Annotated in this window: 15 protein-coding genes and 2 tRNA genes; 7 read left to right on the forward strand and 10 right to left on the reverse strand. The window is 69.3% G+C overall.

Annotation, left to right across the window (positions count from 1 at the left end):
* Positions 1-137 precede the first annotated feature (137 nt).
* Both valS and ABH929_RS12565 read left to right on the forward strand, forming a co-directional pair.
* Positions 138-2,732 (forward strand): valine--tRNA ligase, encoded by a 2,595-nt coding sequence (valS, locus tag ABH929_RS12560; protein ID WP_404561477.1) that lies wholly within the window; start codon positions 138-140, stop codon positions 2,730-2,732.
* A 65-nt stretch (positions 2,733-2,797) separates the two neighbouring features.
* Positions 2,798-3,049, forward strand: a complete 252-nt coding sequence (locus tag ABH929_RS12565) for a hypothetical protein (RefSeq protein WP_111084522.1) — start codon at positions 2,798-2,800, stop codon at positions 3,047-3,049.
* A 105-nt stretch (positions 3,050-3,154) separates the two neighbouring features.
* Here ABH929_RS12565 and ABH929_RS12570 read toward each other — a convergent pair whose 3' ends face one another.
* A complete protein-coding gene (locus ABH929_RS12570; RefSeq protein WP_263091742.1) occupies positions 3,155-3,991 on the reverse strand; it encodes an alpha/beta fold hydrolase in 837 nt (278 codons plus the stop codon).
* Between the two features lie 122 nt (positions 3,992-4,113).
* Here ABH929_RS12570 and ABH929_RS12575 point away from each other — a divergent pair, with 122 nt between their 5' ends.
* On the forward strand, positions 4,114-4,704 hold the full coding sequence (locus tag ABH929_RS12575; protein WP_404561478.1) for a TetR/AcrR family transcriptional regulator: 591 nt from the start codon (positions 4,114-4,116) through the stop codon (positions 4,702-4,704).
* A gap of 76 nt (positions 4,705-4,780) precedes the next feature.
* Positions 4,781-6,805 carry a M3 family metallopeptidase gene (locus ABH929_RS12580; protein WP_404561479.1) on the forward strand — a complete coding sequence of 675 codons (2,025 nt, stop codon included), beginning with the start codon at positions 4,781-4,783 and terminating at the stop codon, positions 6,803-6,805.
* Positions 6,806-7,017: 212 nt separating this feature from the next.
* On the opposite strand, the gene clpX is transcribed toward ABH929_RS12580, so the two are convergent.
* Positions 7,018-8,298: an ATP-dependent Clp protease ATP-binding subunit ClpX gene (gene clpX / locus ABH929_RS12585; protein WP_111084519.1), complete on the reverse strand. Its 1,281-nt coding sequence runs from the start codon at positions 8,296-8,298 to the stop codon at positions 7,018-7,020.
* A gap of 233 nt (positions 8,299-8,531) precedes the next feature.
* Here clpX and ABH929_RS12590 point away from each other — a divergent pair, with 233 nt between their 5' ends.
* Both ABH929_RS12590 and ABH929_RS12595 read left to right on the forward strand, forming a co-directional pair.
* Complete coding sequence (locus tag ABH929_RS12590; protein WP_404561480.1) at positions 8,532-9,260, forward strand: YcnI family protein; 729 nt, start codon at positions 8,532-8,534, stop codon at positions 9,258-9,260.
* 50 nt (positions 9,261-9,310) lie between these two features.
* Positions 9,311-9,916: a copper resistance protein CopC gene (locus tag ABH929_RS12595; protein ID WP_404561481.1), complete on the forward strand. Its 606-nt coding sequence runs from the start codon at positions 9,311-9,313 to the stop codon at positions 9,914-9,916.
* Between the two features lie 62 nt (positions 9,917-9,978).
* Here ABH929_RS12595 and ABH929_RS12600 read toward each other — a convergent pair whose 3' ends face one another.
* The 5 genes from ABH929_RS12600 to ABH929_RS12620 form a co-directional block, all read right to left on the reverse strand.
* Entirely contained in the window at positions 9,979-10,638 is a 660-nt protein-coding gene (locus ABH929_RS12600; protein ID WP_111084516.1) for an ATP-dependent Clp protease proteolytic subunit, read from the reverse strand.
* Positions 10,639-10,664: 26 nt separating this feature from the next.
* Positions 10,665-11,294 carry an ATP-dependent Clp protease proteolytic subunit gene (locus ABH929_RS12605; protein ID WP_111084515.1) on the reverse strand — a complete coding sequence of 210 codons (630 nt, stop codon included), beginning with the start codon at positions 11,292-11,294 and terminating at the stop codon, positions 10,665-10,667.
* Between the two features lie 170 nt (positions 11,295-11,464).
* Positions 11,465-12,772, reverse strand: coding sequence for a trigger factor (tig, locus tag ABH929_RS12610; protein ID WP_159572754.1), 1,308 nt, complete (start codon positions 12,770-12,772; stop codon positions 11,465-11,467).
* A gap of 52 nt (positions 12,773-12,824) precedes the next feature.
* Positions 12,825-12,901 (reverse strand) — tRNA-Pro (locus ABH929_RS12615).
* A 56-nt stretch (positions 12,902-12,957) separates the two neighbouring features.
* Positions 12,958-13,269: a hypothetical protein gene (locus ABH929_RS12620; protein WP_404561482.1), complete on the reverse strand. Its 312-nt coding sequence runs from the start codon at positions 13,267-13,269 to the stop codon at positions 12,958-12,960.
* A gap of 53 nt (positions 13,270-13,322) precedes the next feature.
* Between ABH929_RS12620 and ABH929_RS12625 the strand changes: the two genes are divergently transcribed.
* Positions 13,323-13,393: transfer RNA gene (locus ABH929_RS12625), tRNA-Gly, on the forward strand.
* A gap of 103 nt (positions 13,394-13,496) precedes the next feature.
* Here ABH929_RS12625 and ABH929_RS12630 read toward each other — a convergent pair.
* The 3 genes from ABH929_RS12630 to ABH929_RS12640 all read right to left on the reverse strand — a co-directional run bounded on the left by ABH929_RS12630 (position 13,497) and on the right by ABH929_RS12640 (position 17,940).
* Positions 13,497-13,787: a DUF1905 domain-containing protein gene (locus tag ABH929_RS12630; RefSeq protein ID WP_404561483.1), complete on the reverse strand. Its 291-nt coding sequence runs from the start codon at positions 13,785-13,787 to the stop codon at positions 13,497-13,499.
* Between the two features lie 196 nt (positions 13,788-13,983).
* Positions 13,984-14,901: an endo-beta-N-acetylglucosaminidase H gene (locus ABH929_RS12635; RefSeq protein ID WP_404561484.1), complete on the reverse strand. Its 918-nt coding sequence runs from the start codon at positions 14,899-14,901 to the stop codon at positions 13,984-13,986.
* 39 nt (positions 14,902-14,940) lie between these two features.
* Entirely contained in the window at positions 14,941-17,940 is a 3,000-nt protein-coding gene (locus ABH929_RS12640; protein ID WP_404561485.1) for an alpha-mannosidase, read from the reverse strand.
* Positions 17,941-17,955 lie beyond the last annotated feature (15 nt).

The following is a 17,955-nucleotide window of genomic DNA, read 5'->3' on the forward strand; positions in this document are numbered from 1 at the left end:
TGTGGTAATCGCCGCTCCGAGCGCTCGTGAGCCGCGTCGGTCCCGCCCGCTACGATTGGGGCACCTCGCCTCGAGCGGGGACACTCAGGCACCTCATCACGGACTCGGTGCCGCACACACGCACGGAAGGCGCAGCCATGACCAAGCCCATGCCCGAGAAGCCCAGCGTCGACGGACTCGAGCAGGTCTGGGGGCCGGTCTGGGAGCAGGACGGTACCTACCGCTTCGACCGTGACGCCGCCGGCCACCGCGACGCCGTCTACTCGATCGACACCCCGCCGCCGACCGCCTCCGGATCGCTGCACATCGGGCACGTCTTCTCGTACACGCACACCGACCTCAAGGCGCGGTTCGAGCGCATGCGGGGCAAGCACGTCTTCTACCCGATGGGCTGGGACGACAACGGCCTGCCGACCGAGCGCCGCGTGCAGAACTACTACGGCGTCCGCTGCGACCCGACGCTCCCCTACGACCCCGACTTCACGCCGCCGTTCGAGGGCGGCGACGGCAAGTCGTCGAAGGCCGCCGACCAGCTGCCGATCTCGCGCCGCAACTTCATCGAGCTGTGCGACCAGCTGACCGTGCAGGACGAGCAGCAGTTCGAGGAGCTCTTCCGCACCCTCGGGCTGTCGGTGGACTGGACGCAGTCGTACCGCACCATCGACGAGACCTCGCGGGCGAGCGCGCAGCGTGCCTTCCTCCGCAACCTCGAGCGCGGCGAGGCCTACCAGGCCGACGCCCCGACCCTGTGGGACGTCACGTTCCGCACCGCGGTCGCACAGGCCGAGCTCGAGGACAAGGAGATGCCCGGCGCGTACCACGGCATCGCGTTCCACCGTGCGGACGGCGGCGACGACGTCGTGATCCAGACGACCCGTCCCGAGCTGCTGCCGGCGTGCGTCGCCCTCGTCGCGCACCCGGACGACGAGCGGTTCCAGGACCTGTTCGGCACCACGGTCCGCTCCCCCCTGTTCGACGTCGAGGTCCCGGTGCTCGCGCACCACCTGGCGCAGAAGGACAAGGGCGCCGGCATCGCGATGGTCTGCACCTTCGGCGACACCACCGACGTGGTCTGGTGGCGCGAGCTGCAGCTGCCGAACCGCGCGATCCTCGGCTTCGACGGCCGTGTCCGTTCCGACGAGCCCGAGTGGATCGAGTCGGCGACCGGCAAGGCGCTCTACGCCGAGATGGCCGGCAAGACCGTGTTCTCGGCGAAGAAGGTCGTCGTGGACGCCCTGACCGAGTCCGGCGAGCTCGTCGGCGACGTCAAGACGATCAACCACCCGGTGAAGTTCTTCGAGAAGGGCGACAAGCCCCTCGAGATCGTCTCGACCCGCCAGTGGTACATCGTCAACGGTGCCCGCGACGAAGCGCTCAAGACGACGCTCCGCGCCCGCGGCGAGGAGATCGCGTTCCACCCCGACTTCATGCGCGTCCGATACGACAACTGGGTCGGTGGCCTGTCCGGCGACTGGCTCATCTCGCGTCAGCGGTTCTTCGGTGTGCCGATCCCGGTCTGGTACCCGCTCGACGCCGACCGTAACCCGGTGTTCGACCAGCCGATCGTCCCGACCGAGGCGCAGCTGCCCGTCGACCCGTCCTCCGACCCGGCTCCGGGCTACTCCGAGGACCAGCGCGGCGTCGCCGGCGGGTTCCAGGGCGAGCTCGACGTCATGGACACCTGGGCCACGTCGTCGCTCACCCCGCAGCTCGCGGGCAAGTGGGAGACCGACCCGGCGCTCTACGACCTCGTCTACCCGTACGACGTCCGCCCGCAGGCGCAGGACATCATCCGCACGTGGCTCTTCACGACGGTGCTCCGCAGCCAGCTCGAAGCGGACACCGTGCCGTGGAAGCACGCCAGCATCTCCGGCTTCATCGTCGACCCCGACCGCAAGAAGATGTCGAAGTCGAAGGGCAACGTCGTCACGCCGCTGTCGATCCTCGAGCAGCACGGCGCCGACGCGGTCCGCTACTGGGCGGCCTCGTCCAAGCTCGGCACCGACGCGGCGTTCGACCCGCAGAACCCGAAGCAGATCAAGGTCGGTCGTCGTCTGGCGATCAAGGTGCTGAACGCCGCCAAGTTCGTCTACGGCTTCCCCCTACCCGAGGGCGCCACGAGCGTGACCGAGGCACTCGACGTCGACATGCTCGCCGAGCTCGGTGCGGTCGTCGAGCAGGCCACCGCCGCGTTCGATGGATTCGACCACGCCCGCGCGCTCGAGATCACGGAGCGGTTCTTCTGGACCTTCTGCGACGACTACCTCGAGCTCGTGAAGGAACGTGCCTACGGCACGGCGGCCGACGCGACGCACGAGACCCAGGCGAGCGCGGTCCTGGCGCTGCGCGGCGCGATCGACGTGCTGCTCCGACTGCTGGCACCGTTCCTCCCGTACGCGACGGAAGAGGTGTGGGCCTGGACTTACGAGACCAGCGTGCACCGGGCCTCCTGGCCGACCGCTGCCGACCTGCCCACCGACGCGGCCCCCACCGGGCTGCTCGCGGCCGTCGGACAGGCGCTCATCGGGATCCGCGGCGCGAAGACGTCGGCGAAGGCGTCCCAGAAGACGCCCGTCACGCGTGCCGTCGTCGCGGCGCCGGCCGAGACGCGGGCGCTCATCGAGCGCGCGGCGGTCGACCTGGCGGCCGTCGGCCGCATCGAGAACCTGTCGTTCGTCGACGGCGACGAGCTCGCCGTCACCGAGATCGAGCTGGCGGAACAGCAGGCGTAACGTCGGTCGTCCGGGCCGGGTCGCGTCGGCGATCCGGCCCGTCCACCACCGGACAGGAGGCACGGATGCAGTTGGGCACACGATGGAGCGTGGGTGGGGAGCCGCCTGCGCGACTGCCCGAGGCGATGGTCGTCGCCGTGCGCGGGGTCGAGGACGAGCTGGCGGCCGAGTCGGTCGACACCGGTTCGTGGGGTTGGACCCTGACGTTCTTGGAGGGCAAGCCGATCGTCGAACTCGACGACGGCACCTCGATCCACCTCGACGATGCCGGGCACGCGCAGGTCACGAACCCCGACGACGCCGCGGAAGAGGACTGACGCGCCGGCGCAGTTGCTCGGTGAGCAGAAATGGTCGGGTCCTCAGTGGGAACCCGACCATTTCTGCTCACGATGCGGGCGCTTCTCGACGCGCGCCGCTCGCGACTACTCGGCGAGCCAGGTGAGCAGCACCTCGTTCACCTCGGCAGTGTGCGTGGTGAGCAGGCCGTGCGGGGCGCCCTCGATCTCGACGTACTTCGCTGCCGGCAGGGCCTTGGTGAAGCGTCGGCCGGTGGCGTCGATCGGCAGGATGTTGTCCGCCGTGCCGTGCACGATGAGCGCCGGGACGGTGACCTTCGGGATGTCCTGACGGAAGTCGGTCGGCCAGGTCAGCGGTGCCGCGGCGGACGCGATCGCTCCCGAGCCGGCGGCGACGTTCCAGGCGTTGCGGACGGCCTCTTCCGAGATGCGCGAGCCGAGGTTCTCCGACAGGTTGAAGAAGTCCTGGTAGAAGTTCGTGAAGTACGCGTAGCGGTCCTTCTTCACGTCGGCGGCGATGCCCTCGAAGAACGACATCGGGCCGGCGCCGTCGGGGTTGTCGTCGGTGATGGCCAGGAACGGCTCGAGCGAGGCGAGGAACGCGACCTTGGCGATCCGGTCCTCGCCGTGGCGGCCGATGTAGCGGGCGATCTCGCCGGTGCCCATCGAGAAGCCGACGAGGATCACGTCGCGCAGGTCGAGGGTCGTCAGGACGGTGTGCAGGTCGTCGGCGAAGGTGTCGTAGTCGTACCCGGTGGACGGCTGCGAGGACTGCCCGAAGCCGCGGCGGTCGTAGGTGATGACGCGGTAGCCGGCGTCGAGCAGGGCCGGGGTCTGGCCCTCCCACGAGTTGCCGTCCAGGGGGAAGCCATGGATCAGCACGATCGGCTGCCCGGTTCCCTTGTCCTCGTAGTGGAGTTCGATGTCGACGCTGTTCTCGGTTCCGACGGTGATGGCACCCATGATCGTTTCCTTCCCTGAGCCTCACGGAGAACGTCCGTTCTCCGTGGATGTGCCTTACACTAGAGAACGATCGTTCCCGGCGCAACTCGGGAACGGTGAACACGCAGCGAACGGGGTACGTCATGGCAACCAGCACCATCAGCACGGTCGACGCCGGCGTCCGCGCTCACATCGTGGACGTTGCCGACCAGCTGTTCTACGCGCGCGGCATCCGGTCCGTCGGCATGGACGAGATCCGCACCGGCGCCGGCGTCTCGCTGAAGAAGCTCTACGCGGCGTTCCCCGGCAAGGAGCAGCTCATCGCGGCCGTCCTGTCCGGGCGGCACGACCTGTGGGAACGCGGCGTGCACGGCGCGGTCGAGGCGGCCACCACCCCGCGCGACAAGCTGCTCGCCGTGTACGACTTCCTCGAGTCGTGGTTCGGCGACGACACGTTCCGCGGTTGCGGATTCATCAACGCCTTCGGGGAGCTCGGCGCGACCTCGCCTGCGGTCGCCGAGATCGCCCGCGACCACAAGGACTCGTTCCAGCGGTTCGTGCAGGAGCTCACCGCCGAGGTCGTCGCCGATCCGGGCCGTGCCGAGGAACTCGCCGCACAGCTCGCCCTGCTCGCCGAGGGTGCGCAGACCACTGCGGCCATCGCCGGCACCACGGCGCCAGCGGCGCACGCCCGCCGTGCTGCGTCGACGCTGATCGACGCCGCGACCCGCTGACCGAGAACGCACCCACAAGGCGGGCGGGAGGCGCGGGGCCAGGCCGCCACGGGCCTCCCGTGAATAGGGTGGGGAGATGGCAACCCCGTTCGACGTCCCGAGCACCCTCCCCTACGCCCTGCCGCCCTTCGGCGACGTGCGACTCGAGCACTACCGACCGGCCTTCGAGGCCGGCATGGCCGAGCAGCGCGCCGAGGTCGAGGCCATCGCCACCGATCCGCACGCACCGACGGTCGAGAACACCCTCATCGCTCTCGAGCGCTCCGGGCAGCTGCTGACCCGTGTCAGCCACGTGTTCTTCACGCTGTCGTCGGCGGACTCGACGCCGGAGCTGCACGACCTCGAGGCCGAGGTCTCGCCGTTGCTCGCGGCCCACCGCGACGCGATCACGCTGGACTCCCGGCTCTACGCCCGCGTGCAGTCCGTGCTCGACGGCGCCGCAGCCGCCGGGCTCGAGGGCGAGGCGCTCCGCCTGGTCGAGCGCACCCACGCCGAGATGACCCTGGCGGGCGCCGGGCTCGACGACGCCGGCAAGGAGCGTCTCACCGCGATCAACCAGGAGCTGTCCACGCTCACCACCACCTTCGAGCGCAACCTGCTCGAGGACACCAACGACTCCGCCGTGCACGTGACCGACGAAGCCGAGCTCGAGGGGCTCGACGACGGTGCGAAGTCCGCCGCTGCCGGCTCCGCAGCGGACCGCGGCCTCGAGGGCTGGCTCATCACCCTGCCGCTCTACACCGGCCACCCGTGGCTGCCGTCGCTCGCGAACCGCGACCTGCGCGAGCGGATCATGCGCGCCTCGCTCGCCCGCGGCCGCCGCGGCAACCAGTACGACAACCGCGAGGTCCTGCTGCGCATCGTCCGGCTCCGTGCCGAGCGCGCCGAACTGCTCGGGTTCCCGAACCACGCCTCGGTCGTCACTGCCGACGAGACGGCGAAGACCCCCGAGGCCGTCGACGGGCTGCTGTCGTCGCTCGTCGGCGCTGCGGCACGGAACGCCGACGACGAGCGGGCCGTCCGGTCCCGCACGGTCGGGTTCGACATCGAGTCGTGGGACTGGGCGTACGCCACCGAGATCCTGCGCGGGGAGCAGTTCGCCGCGGACAGCTCGGCGCTCCGACCGTACTTCGAGGCCGACCGGGTCCTGCACGACGGCGTCTTCCACGCCGCGGGTGCCCTCTACGGCCTGACCTTCACCGAGCGACCGGACCTGCACGGCTACAACGACGAGGTCCGTGTCTTCGAGGTCGCCGGCGACGACGGCGAGCCCGTCGGGCTCTACCTGCTCGACCTGTACACGCGCGACGGCAAGCGCGGCGGCGCGTGGATGAACCCCGTCGTCGAGCAGTCCGAGCTGCTCGGCACGCTGCCCGTCGTGGTGAACAACCTCAACGTCGCGAAGCCGGCACCCGGCTCGCCGACGCTGCTCATCCAGGACGAGGTCGAGACGCTCTTCCACGAGTTCGGCCACGCGCTGCACGGTCTCATCGCCCGCACCACCTACCCCCGGTTCTCGGGCACGAACGTCGAGCGCGACTTCGTCGAGTTCCCGAGCCAGGTGAACGAGATGTGGGTGTCGTGGCCGTCGGTCCTGGCGAACTACGCGAAGCACCACGAGACCGGTGCTCCGCTGCCGCCCGAGCTCGTCCTGGGCCTGAGCGAGTCCGAGGGCTTCAACGAGGGCTTCGGCACGACCGAGTACCTGGCCGCGGCGCTGCTCGACCAGGCCTGGCACCGGCTCTCCGCCGCAGAGGCCGCCGCGGTGACGTCCGTCGAGGACTTCGAGCGCTCGGCGTTGGAGGCCGCCGGCATCGCGGTCGAGGCCGTGCCGCCGCGGTACTCGTCGACGTACTTCGCGCACACGTTCTCGGGCGGGTACGACGCCGGGTACTACGGCTACATCTGGTCCGAGGTGCTCGACGCCGACACGGTCGAGTGGTTCCGTGACAACGGTGGGCTGAACCGCGCGGCCGGTCGGCGCTTCGCGGAACGCCTGCTCGGCGTCGGTGGGTCGAAGGACCCGCTCGAGGCGTACCGCGACTTCCGCGGCCGCGACGCCGACGTCGGCCCGCTGCTGCGCCGCCGCGGGCTCGAGTAGGCGCGCGGCGCGCGGCGCGGACCGGGCGCTTTCGGGCGTACCGCGTCGATTCGGGCGTACCTGGTCGGGACTTTCGACCAGCTACGCCCGATCTCACCTTCCATCGCAGCCGTCATGGGAAGAACCAGACGCCGACCCGCAGGCCGTGCGACCGCCCCACCACGACGAAGCCCCGCACCGATCCGGTGCGGGGCTTCGGAGCGAGCGGAGCGCTACGCCGACTTCTCGACGCGCTTCGCCCGCGGCCGGGGCACGATGGTCGGCGCCGCGTTCTCGAGCACGGACTCGCGGGTGATCACCACGCGGGCGACGTCATCGTCGGACGGGACGTCGAACATCACCGGGCCGAGGACCTCTTCGAGGATGGCGCGCAGGCCACGGGCACCGGTCTGGCGCAGCACGGCCAGGTCGGCGATCGCCTCGAGCGCACCCTGGTCGAACTCGAGCTCCACGCCGTCGATCTGGAACATCCGCTGGTACTGCTTGATCAGCGCGTTCTTCGGCTCGGTCAGGATCTGCATGAGGGCGGCCTGGTCGAGCTGCGACACCGTGGTGACGACGGGCAGACGACCGATGAACTCGGGGATCAGGCCGAACTTGTGCAGGTCCTCCGGCAGGACCTCGGAGTAGAGGTCCTGGTGGTCGGTCGCACTGTGCAGCGGCGCGCCGAAGCCGATCCCCCGCTTGCCGACGCGCGAGGACACGATGTCCTCGAGCCCGGCGAACGCACCGGCCACGATGAACAGGACGTTCGTCGTGTCGATCTGGATGAACTCCTGGTGCGGGTGCTTGCGACCGCCCTGCGGCGGGACGGATGCGACCGTGCCCTCGAGGATCTTGAGCAGTGCCTGCTGCACGCCTTCGCCGGAGACGTCCCGCGTGATCGAGGGGTTCTCGGCCTTGCGGGCGATCTTGTCGACCTCGTCGATGTAGATGATGCCGGTCTCGGCGCGCTTGACGTCGTAGTCGGCGGCCTGGATCAGCTTGAGCAGGATGTTCTCGACATCCTCACCGACGTAGCCGGCCTCGGTCAGGGCGGTGGCGTCGGCGACGGCGAACGGCACGTTGAGGCGCTTCGCCAGGGTCTGCGCCAGGTAGGTCTTGCCGCAGCCGGTCGGGCCGATGAGCAGGATGTTCGACTTCGCGATCTCGATGTCGTCGCGGTCTTCGGCAGCGGTGATCTGCCCCTGCGCACGGATGCGCTTGTAGTGGTTGTAGACGGCCACGGCAAGAGCGCGCTTCGCCGGGTCCTGCCCGATGACGTACTCCTGCAGGAAGTCGAAGATCTCGCGGGGCTTCGGCAGTTCGAAGTCACCGCTCGAGGTGTCCTCGCCCGCTTCGGCCAGACGCTCCTCGATGATCTCGTTGCACAGCTCGACGCACTCGTCGCAGATGTAGACACCCGGACCGGCGATCAACTGCTGCACCTGCTTCTGGCTCTTGCCGCAGAAGGAGCACTTGAGGAGGTCCCCGCTCTCTCCGATGCGTGCCATTGCCGTGCCTCCCTGGTTGGACATGCCGGCCCGCGCACTCGCACCGGCCGCTGGTGCACCGCTGCTGGTGGGCACCTCGTCGTGGACACGAGCCTAACCGCAACCGGTGACACCGACCGTGCGGCGCCGCGGGATTTCGCGCGCGCGTTCGCCCAGGGCGTTCGGGGCTGCTACCGTGATCCAGTCTTCTCTACAAGTTGTAGAAACACCGTCCCGACCATCGAAGGATCCCCATGCAGAAGCGTCTCGCCGCCGGCGGCGCCGTCACCCTCGGCGCCGTGGCCGTCATCGTCCTCGGCACCGCCGGCGCAGCCAGCGCGCACGTGTCCGCCACGGCCACCTCGACCGCCGCGAACTCGTACACCACGGCGACCTTCTCGGTCCCGCACGGCTGCGACGGCTCCCCCACCACGAAGCTCGAGTTCCAGGTGCCCGAGTCCGTCATCGAGGTCACGCCGACGGTCAACCCGAACTGGAAGATCTCGAAGACGACCGAGCCCTACACGAGCGCGTCCGCGTCGGCCGACGGCGAGCACGCCGAGGACGCCGCCGAACGGGTCACGAGCATCACGTACACGGCGAAGACCCCCCTCCCCGCCGACGAGCGCGACACCTTCTCCTTCTCCTTTTCCCTGCCGGACGGCAAGGCCGGCGACCTCGTCGAGTTCCCCGTGCTGCAGACCTGCGAGAAGGGCTCGGTCGAGTGGAACCAGGAGCAGCAGGCCGGCGAGGCCGAGCCCGAGCACCCGGCCCCCTCGATCACGCTGACCGCGGCCGAGGCCACCGACGACGACGGTGACCCGGTCGCCACCACCCCGACCGCCGAGGCCGCAGCCGGCTCGACGACCCCTGCGGACCCCGACCTGGTCGGCCGCTTCCTCGGCCTGGGCGGTCTGGTGCTCGGCGCCGTCGCCCTGGTCGTCGCCGTCGCCGGCACGCGTCGTCGGAGCTCCGCCAAGTGACGCAGCGCGGCTCGCGTCGGACTCGGCTGCGGTCCTGTGCCTGGAGGCTCGTGGCCGGGTCCGCCGCGGCCGTCGCGATCGCGGGCGGTGCGGTCCTCGGGCTCGCGGGTCCCGCCAGCGCGCACAACTACCTGATCGCGTCCACCCCGGAGGTCGGCGGCACGCTCACGAGCCTGCCGAAGGCGTTCGAGATCACCACGAACGACAAGCTGCTCGACATCGGCGACTCCGGTTCGGGCTTCGCCTTCCGGGTCGTGGGTCCGGACGGGAAGTACTACGAGGACGGCTGCGTGAACATCGACGGCCCCTCGATGACCACGACCGCCGCACTCGGCGGCTCGGGGAAGTACACCGTCGAGTGGCAGATCGTCTCCGCCGACGGCCACACCGTCTCCGACGAGTACGCCTTCACGTGGAAGGCCCCGTCGGGCTTCTCCGCGGCCTCGGGATCGACCACGCCGCCGACCTGCGCCACCGCGAGAGACGGCTCCACCGCGGCCGCGACCACCGGCACCGCCTCGGGCGACACCGACTCGGCCGCGACCGACGCGCTCTGGATCGGCGCCGGAGGCGTCGTCCTCGTCGCCGCGGTCGTCGCCGTCCTGCTGCTCCTGCGACGCCGCCCCGCGCCCGAGACGGACGACACCGACGACTGACACCGCTGCACGACGAAGGCCCCACACCGATCGGTGCGGGGCCTTCGTCGTTCCTGCTGGTGCTACTTGACGAGCGCCGGCAGGTTCTTGCGGCTGGTGAGGACCTGGTCGATCAGGCCGTACTCCACGGCTTCCTGCGCGGACATGATCTTGTCGCGCTCGATGTCGTGGTTGATCTCCTCCGGCGTCTTGTTGGAGTGCTTCGACAGCGTCTCCTCGAGCCAGGTGCGCATGCGGAGGATCTCCGCCGCCTGGATCTCGATGTCCGACGCCTGGCCGCCACCCTGCTGGACAGCGGGCTGGTGGATGAGCACGCGGGCGTTCGGCAGGGCCAGACGCTTGCCCGGCGTGCCACCGGCGAGGAGCACCGACGCGGCCGAGGCGGCCTGACCGAGGCAGACCGTCTGGATCTGCGGACGGATGTACTGCATCGTGTCGTAGATCGCCGTCATCGCCGTGAACGAGCCACCGGGCGAGTTGATGTACATGACGATGTCGCGGTCGGGGTCCATCGACTCGAGCACGAGCAGCTGGGCCATGACGTCGTCAGCCGACGCGTCGTCGACCTGGACGCCGAGGAACACGATGCGGTCCTCGAAGAGCTTCGCGTACGGGTCCTGGCGCTTGTAGCCGTAGGCCGTGCGCTCCTCGAAGCTCGGCAGGATGTACCGATCGGAGGGAGCCGGGACGTTCTGCGCGCCACCGAGCATTGGGAGATGCATTCTCGTTTCCTTTTCTTCGGTGGGGGTCAGGACTGGGCGTCGGGGTCGGCAGCCGCGGTCGGCGTCGCGCCGTCGCCGACGGTGCCACCACCGCCGACGACCTCGGCCGACGAGGCACGCAGGTGGTCGACGAAGCCGTACTCGAGGGCCTCCTGTGCGCTGAACCAGTTGTCGCGGTCGTTGTCCTTGAGGACCTGCTCGATCGACTTGCCGGTCTGCTCGGCCGTGAGCTCCGCCATGCGCTGCTTCATGTCGAGGATGACCTTGGCCTGCGTCTGGATGTCGGCAGCGGTGCCGCCGAACCCGCCGGACGGCTGGTGCAGCAGGACGCGGGCGTTCGGCGTGATGTAGCGCTTGCCCGGCGTGCCGGAGGACAGCAGGAACTGTCCCATCGACGCGGCCAGGCCGATGCCCACGGTGACGATGTCGTTCGGGACGAACTGCATCGTGTCGTAGATCGCCATGCCGGCGGTGATCGAGCCACCGGGCGAGTTGATGTAGAGGTAGATGTCCTTCTCAGGGTCCTCGGCGGCGAGCAGCAGCAGCTTGGCTGCGATCTCGTTCGAGTTGTCGTCGCGGACCTCGGAGCCGAGCCACACGATCCGGTCTCTCAGAAGGCGGTCAAAAACACTGGGGTTCAGTGTTGCTTCGGCCATGGAAAAGCTCCCGTTCAGTTGTCGCTTGTTGTCGAACTTATCGGTTGCAACGCACCACTTCGCGTGTGTTCGCCGACAGCAATGCGGTGGTGCGGAAAACACGAGACGGGAGGCACGGTGCCAGCTGGCACCGTGCCTCCCGTTGCGTGTTGCTGGTGGCGTCGAGTTCGTTACTCGGCGTCCTCAGCAGGGGCCTGCGCGACGCCCGCCGTGAAGGCGGACAGGTCGACTGCGTCGCCGTTGGTGTCCTTGACGGTCACCTTCGACAGGACGGTCGCGACCGCCTTCGAGCGGGCGACCTCGCCGACCATGCCGGGGATCTGGCCGTTCTGGTCGATGACCTTGATGAACTCGGCCGGCTCCATGCCGTACTGCGCAGCAGCCTGGATGAGGTACTGGGTCAGTTCCTCCTGGGAGACCTGGATCTCCTCCTTCTCGGCGATGGAGTCGAGGAGGATCTGCGAGCGGAAGGCCTTCTCGCTGGACTCGGAGACCTCCTTGCGGTGCTCGTCGTCCTCGAGGCGGTTCTCCTGCTCGAGGTGACGGTGCACCTCGTCCTCGATGAGCTGCTCCGAGATCGGGATGTTGACGTCCTCGATGAGCTTCTCGACGAGCTTGTCGCGAGCCGCGGCGCCCTGACCGAAGGTCTTGGACTTCGCGATCTGCTCCTTCAGGTCCGCCTTGAGCTCGTCGATCGTGTCGAACTGGCTGGCGATCTGGGCGAACTCGTCGTCGGCCTCGGGGAGCTCGCGCTCCTTGACGGCGGTGACGGTGACGGCGATCTGGGCGGTCTCGCCCTCGCGGTCGCCACCGACGAGCTTCGACTCGAAGTTCGTCGACTCACCGGCGGTCAGGGACTCGAGCGCCTCGTCGATGCCCTCGAGCAAGTCGCCGGAGCCGATCTCGTAGGAGACGCCCGTGGCCGAGTCGACCTCGTCGTCGCCGATGCTGGCGGTCAGGTCGATCTGCGCGAAGTCGCCGGTCTTCGCCGGACGGTCGACGGTCACGAGCGTGCCGAAGCGGGTGCGCAGGTTCTGCAGCTCCTCTTCGATCTCGTCGTCCGACACCTCGACGGCGTCGACGGTGAGCTCGTACGCGGAGTAGTCCGGCAGGTCGAACTCGGGACGCACGTCCACCTCGAAGGTGAGGACGAGGTCGCCCGCGAAGTCGGCGAGGTTCGGCAGCTCGGCGACGTCGGCCTCGGCACGGCCGAGGATGCGCAGCTCCTGCTCTTCGACCGCCTGGCGGTAGAAGTTGTCGATGGCGTCACCGACGGCGTGGTTCAGGACCTCGCCACGGCCGACGCGCTGGTCGACGATCGCCGGCGGGACCTTGCCCTTGCGGAAACCGGGGATGTTGATCTGCTCGGCGATGTGCTTGTACGCGTGGTCGATGCTCGGCTTGAGATCTTCCGGCGTCACGTTCACGGTGAGCTTGACGCGGGTGTCGCTCACCTTGTCGACGGTGCTGGTGGCCACGGGATGTTCTCCTGTTGGTTGACGTTCGTGTGGTCGATGGTTCTCGAGGACCTGGTCGGGGCGACAGGAGTTGAACCTGCGACCTCCCGCTCCCAAAGCGGGCGCTCTACCAAGCTGAGCTACGCCCCGTTTGACTGGGCCAGGGTGTTCGCGCACGCCGAAGGGCGCACGCGACGCCGATGAGTCTAGCGGTCCCCCGGTGCGCGGTTCCCGGGAGGGACGTCATCGGGTTCAGCGGCGCGTCGCACACCCTTCCGCCACTGCACTCCGACCACCACCTGGACCCCGAGCGCCATCACCCCGAGCACGATCCCGACGACGATCCGCCACACGTGCAGCAGGGCGTGCGCGGGCTGCGACTGCGGATCGCCGAACAACTCCGGGCGCATCGAGAACACGATCGCGGCGAGGACCACCAGCACGTACGAGACCACCCGCGACCGCTTGATCCGCCGTGCATCGGCGTCGGTCGGCGGGAGCGTCACACGGGGTGGCATGTCGGTGCTCGTTCGTCCGCTACGATGGTCGGGCTGCGACACGTGCGCAGCGCGGGGATGTAGCTCAATGGTAGAGCCCCAGTCTTCCAAACTGGCCACGCGGGTTCGATTCCCGTCATCCCCTCCCTTGCTTCAGCTGGTGCGCGGTTACACGCTCGGTGCGAGGTTGTTCCGGCGCACCGAGTGATCAACCTCGCACGGAGCGAACACGCGCGCACCGCGCGTGGTCAGGGGCCGCCGAGTTCGAGTGTGATCTGCGGGGTGGCCCCGAGGTCCACGTGTGCGCGCTTGCGCTCGGCCGCCCGGAGCGGCACGAGGTACCCGCCGTCCTTCGGGAACAGCGAGGTGGTCCACGTCACGGCACCGATCGTCACCCGGGCGGGGATCACACCCCACCCGTACGTGAGCATCGGCGCGAGGTCGGCGATGACCTCGGCGGCGTCCGGCGGCACAGCGGCGAAGAAGAACGGCGAAGGGCCGCGCCACTCGATGACCTCGCCGCGGAAGTGGAGCTCCATGCCGCGATCGTACGGCCGCGCCCCTCACACGGTGCGAGGTCGGCCGAGCTCCGTGCGAGGTTCCGCACTCGGTGCGACGGCCGCGTACTCGCACCGAGTTCGGAGCCTCGCACCAGGCCGAGCCTCCAGCGCCCCACGCCAAGCGCCCCGCGCCCCCAGACCGGAGCCGGAGAGCACGGGGCGCACGCCAAGCGCGTCAGCGGTACGTCGCGGCCTGCCCGTAGAGCTGCTGCGTCAGGGCGGAGACGTATGCGGACTTGTCGCCTCCCGGCAGGTTGTACGTCATGAAGACGCCGTACCCGTCCGCTTTCGTGCGCGAAGCGAGCGACACCGCCGTCGACTGCGCGGTGTTCTGGATGTCGACCGCGGCCGCGGACAACCGGTCCTTGCCGAGCCCCGGGATCGACGGCGCCGAGTACGTGCCGTAGTAGGGGTTCCAGGCGTAGTCGAGCTTCGAGCCGATGGTGCTGCTCGACGACGACAGCGAAGACGAGGCCGGGCCGATGTCGTAGAACGAGATGAGCTTGCCGGGCATCTGGGCACGCAACGCGGTGATGAGCCAGCCGATGGACTGTTGGTTCGGCTGCGGGGTGCCGTTCGCGCCGTAGTCGGAGTACTCGTCGTCGAGGTCGACGCCGTCGAGTCCGTACTTCGACACGGTGGCGGCGATCTGGGACGCGAAGTCCGACGCGGCCGCCTGGGTCGGGAAGTTGGCGATGCCCGCACCCTGGTGGTTGCCGAGGACCGACAGCGACACCTTGATGCCCTTCGCCTGCAGCGGCTTGATCTGCGTGGCGGCGTTGTCGAGGGTCGCCTGCACCTTGTCGTTGTTGACCAGAACAGCCTTGGAGCCGTTCCAGTTGATGTTCGCCGCGAAGATGATCGCGACGTCGAAGGCGTTCGCACCACCGGACAACGTGTAGCGGCCGACGTTGGCGAGCTGGTCGTTGTTGACCTCGACGTAGGCGATGCTCGTCGGCCCGGACTTGGTGGCAGCGGCAGTGCCGGCGGCTGCAGCAGTGGTCGGGGCTGCGGTCGCGGCTGACGGCACCAGTGGCGCCGCCACCATCGCGGCGATGGCCGCCACGATCCCGAACTTCGTGGACTTCTTCATGTCATTCCTCCTTGAATGGGTTGGTCGTGAACAGGTTGGTCAGTTCCGTGGGAAGCGGAAGGTCCGCACCTCGTACGCGTCGACGGCGAAAGCTGAGGCATTCGTGGCGGACAACGGCTCCTCGAGCAAGGTGACTTCGGCAGCAGGACCGAACGGCCCCTCGACCGCGATCCCGCCGGTCCCCCGCCGACCCACCGGCTCGTACACCCGCACGACCAGGTCGCCGGAGCGGTCGTCGGCGAGCTTGACGCTCGACAGCACGACCCCGCCGGACACCCGCACGAGCGGCGCGAACCCGTGCGCCCCGGTGACGGTCCGCGCGCCGGCGTTCATCCGGACGCCCGCCGCGGTGGCCCCGAGCTGGTCCGTCCCGATGACGATGCCGTACCGGTGCGTCTGCACGCCCTGGTCGGTCTCGGGATCGGGGAACCGCGGTGCCCGCAGCAGGGACAGCCGCACGGTGGTGGTGACGTGCCCGTCGACGGCGTCGCGGGTGGTGTCGAAGCCGTGGATCGAGTCGTTCACCAGCGCGACGCCGAACCCCGGCTCGGACACGAGCACGTAGCGGTGCATCGAGGTCTCGAACTTCGCGGCCTCCCACGAGGTGTTCGTGTGCGTCACCCGCTTCTGCGCTCCGAACTGCGTCTCGGCGACGGTGTGCTCGGCGCGGACGTCGAGTGGGAACGCGACCTTGAGGAACTTCTCGGTCTCGTGCCAGTCGGTCGTCTGGTCGAACTCGAGCGTGCGGGAGTCCGGTGCGAGGACGATCTCCTGCCGCACGGTCGAGTCGCCGAAGGACCGCGACACGACGACCCGTGCGACACCTGCGTCGTCGACCGAGGCCTCGAGCGACGAGACGTCCACCAGGTCCTCGACCCGGTTCCGGTAGTACCGGTCGACGTCCCACGCGTCCCACATGTTCGGGAAGTCCTGGTGCAGCTGCAGCAGGTTCGCGTCCTGCCCGGCGGCGATCGCCTCGCGCCCACTGGCCAGGTCGACGGCGCTCGTGACGAGTCCCTGGTCGGTGACGGTCACGCGTACCAGCTCGTTCGCCAGTACGTACCCGCCGTCCTGCTCCGTCAGCGTTACAGCGGTCGGTTCCGCCACGTCGGTCGCCAGGACGGCGCCCTGGGCGGGTGCGCCGGCCTGGAGGAACGGGGCCGGGTTCACGACGACGGCCGCGTCTCCGGCACCGGCGAGCGCCGAGAGCGCCTGCTCGATGATCGCGGTCAGCGCCGCGGCCGTCTCGGCGTACCTCGCCTCAGCCTCGCGGTGCACCCAGGCGATCGAGGTGCCCGGCAGGATGTCGTGGAACTGCTGGAGCAGCACCTGCTGCCACAGGGCGTCGAGCTCGTCGTACGGGTAGGCGAAGTCGCTGCGTGCGGCGGCGGTCGCGGCCCAGAGCTCGGCCTCGATGAGGAGCTGTTCGCACCGGCGGTTGCCCTGCTTCGTGCCGTGCTGGCTGGTCAGGGTGGCGCGGTGCAGCTCGAGGTACAGCTCCCCCACCCACACCGGCGGGTCGGGCAGCTCAGACTTTGCACGGTCGAAGAACGTGTCGGGGTGTTCCCAGCGCACCTTCGCGCTGCCCTCGAGGTCGGCGAGCCGCGCAGCCGTGCCGGTCATCTCGCGGGTGGTGCCACCGCCGCCGTCGCCCCAGCCGACCGGGGCGATTGACCCGGTGGCGAGCCGGTTCTCACGGAACTGGCGGGAGGCCTTCGCGACCTCGCTGCCGGACAGCCGCGAGTTGTAGGTGTCCATCGACGGGAAGTGCGAGAACACCCGCGAGCCGTCGATGCCTTCCCACAGGAACGTGTGGTGCGGGAACTTGTTGACCTGGTTCCACGAGATCTTCTGCGTGAAGAACCACTCGAAGCCAGCACGGCGCATGAGCTGCGGCAGCGCCGGCGAGTACCCGAAGCTGTCCGGCAGCCAGACGCCCCTGGGCCGGATGCCGAACTCGCGCTCGAAGAACCGCTGCCCCTGCGAGAACTGGCGGACGATGCTCTCGCCGGTGGGCATCACGGTGTCGGACTCGACCCACATGCCGCCGATCGGCAGGAACCGGCCGGCCTGCACGGCGGCCGTGACCCGGGCGTACACCTCGGGTCGGTGCTCCTTGATCCAGGCGTACTGCTGGGCGCTCGACATGCCGTACAGGAAGTCGTCGGTCTGGTCGATGAGCTCGGTCATCGTCGAGGTGGTGCGTGCGACCTTGCGGATCGTCTCGCGGACGGGCCAGAGCCACGCGGAGTCGATGTGGGCGTGGCCGATCGCCGAGATCGTGTGTGCGGACGATTCGGCAGGGGCGGCGAGCACGTCGGCGAGCGCCGCTCGGGCGTCACCCGCTGTCGCTGCGATGTGCTGCAGGTCGAGCCGGTCCAGCGCGTCGTCGAGGGCCTGCAGGATCCGCATCCGTCGCGGTCCCTCGGGCAGCTCGGCCTGCAGTTCGAGCAGGACGTCGATGTCGAGCGCGAGCTCGTGCACCTCGGACTCGAACACGGCGAGGTCCATCCGGCGCGAGGTGTACAGCCGCTTCGACGACGAGGTCTGGATGTCGCCCTCGTGCGTGACGAGGAAGGGGTGGTAGTCGAGCAGGACGGGGTTCGACGCCGCCTCGACGAAGAGATCGATGGTCTCGCCGCCCTCGGCCCGTTCCGTCAGCAGCACCCACTGGTTGCGCGGGTTGATCGACTTCACCGGCGTGCCGTCGGCCAGGTACACGAGGCCCTCGCACTGGAACCCCGGCATGTTCTTGTCGAACCCGAGGTCGACCACGGCCTCGACCCGACGTCCGGCCCATGCGCTCGGGACCGTCCCGGTCAGCCGGAACCACGTCGTCCCCCACGCGGCGCCCCAAGGTGTGCCGACCTCGTACGGCGTGAACTCGAGCGCGAGTCCCTGCGCCGGCGGGATCGGCTCCCCCGGCAGCTCGTGCCACGCGGTCTCCAGCGGCACGGCGGTGGCGTGCACCGCCGGCGTGATGCGCTCGTCGAGGACCCGGCGGGCCCGTCCGGTCGTGAGGGGGATGTCGTCGTGCATGGAGCCTTCCAGGGT

Source organism: Curtobacterium sp. AB7, assembly GCF_044909335.1.
GTDB lineage: Bacteria > Actinomycetota > Actinomycetes > Actinomycetales > Microbacteriaceae > Curtobacterium.

What these genes read in the sequence shown, in the direction of transcription:
- valS (WP_404561477.1), top strand. Translation starts at nt 138, where the DNA reads ATGACCAAGCCCATGCCCGAGAAGCCCAGCGTCGACGGACTCGAGCAG.
- ABH929_RS12565 (WP_111084522.1), top strand. Translation starts at nt 2,798, where the DNA reads ATGCAGTTGGGCACACGATGGAGCGTGGGTGGGGAGCCGCCTGCGCGA.
- ABH929_RS12570 (WP_263091742.1), bottom strand. Translation starts at nt 3,991, where the DNA reads ATGGGTGCCATCACCGTCGGAACCGAGAACAGCGTCGACATCGAACTC.
- ABH929_RS12575 (WP_404561478.1), top strand. Translation starts at nt 4,114, where the DNA reads ATGGCAACCAGCACCATCAGCACGGTCGACGCCGGCGTCCGCGCTCAC.
- ABH929_RS12580 (WP_404561479.1), top strand. Translation starts at nt 4,781, where the DNA reads ATGGCAACCCCGTTCGACGTCCCGAGCACCCTCCCCTACGCCCTGCCG.
- clpX (WP_111084519.1), bottom strand. Translation starts at nt 8,298, where the DNA reads ATGGCACGCATCGGAGAGAGCGGGGACCTCCTCAAGTGCTCCTTCTGC.
- ABH929_RS12590 (WP_404561480.1), top strand. Translation starts at nt 8,532, where the DNA reads ATGCAGAAGCGTCTCGCCGCCGGCGGCGCCGTCACCCTCGGCGCCGTG.
- ABH929_RS12600 (WP_111084516.1), bottom strand. Translation starts at nt 10,638, where the DNA reads ATGCATCTCCCAATGCTCGGTGGCGCGCAGAACGTCCCGGCTCCCTCC.
- ABH929_RS12605 (WP_111084515.1), bottom strand. Translation starts at nt 11,294, where the DNA reads ATGGCCGAAGCAACACTGAACCCCAGTGTTTTTGACCGCCTTCTGAGA.
- ABH929_RS12620 (WP_404561482.1), bottom strand. Translation starts at nt 13,269, where the DNA reads ATGCCACCCCGTGTGACGCTCCCGCCGACCGACGCCGATGCACGGCGG.
- ABH929_RS12630 (WP_404561483.1), bottom strand. Translation starts at nt 13,787, where the DNA reads ATGGAGCTCCACTTCCGCGGCGAGGTCATCGAGTGGCGCGGCCCTTCG.
- ABH929_RS12635 (WP_404561484.1), bottom strand. Translation starts at nt 14,901, where the DNA reads ATGAAGAAGTCCACGAAGTTCGGGATCGTGGCGGCCATCGCCGCGATG.
- ABH929_RS12640 (WP_404561485.1), bottom strand. Translation starts at nt 17,940, where the DNA reads ATGCACGACGACATCCCCCTCACGACCGGACGGGCCCGCCGGGTCCTC.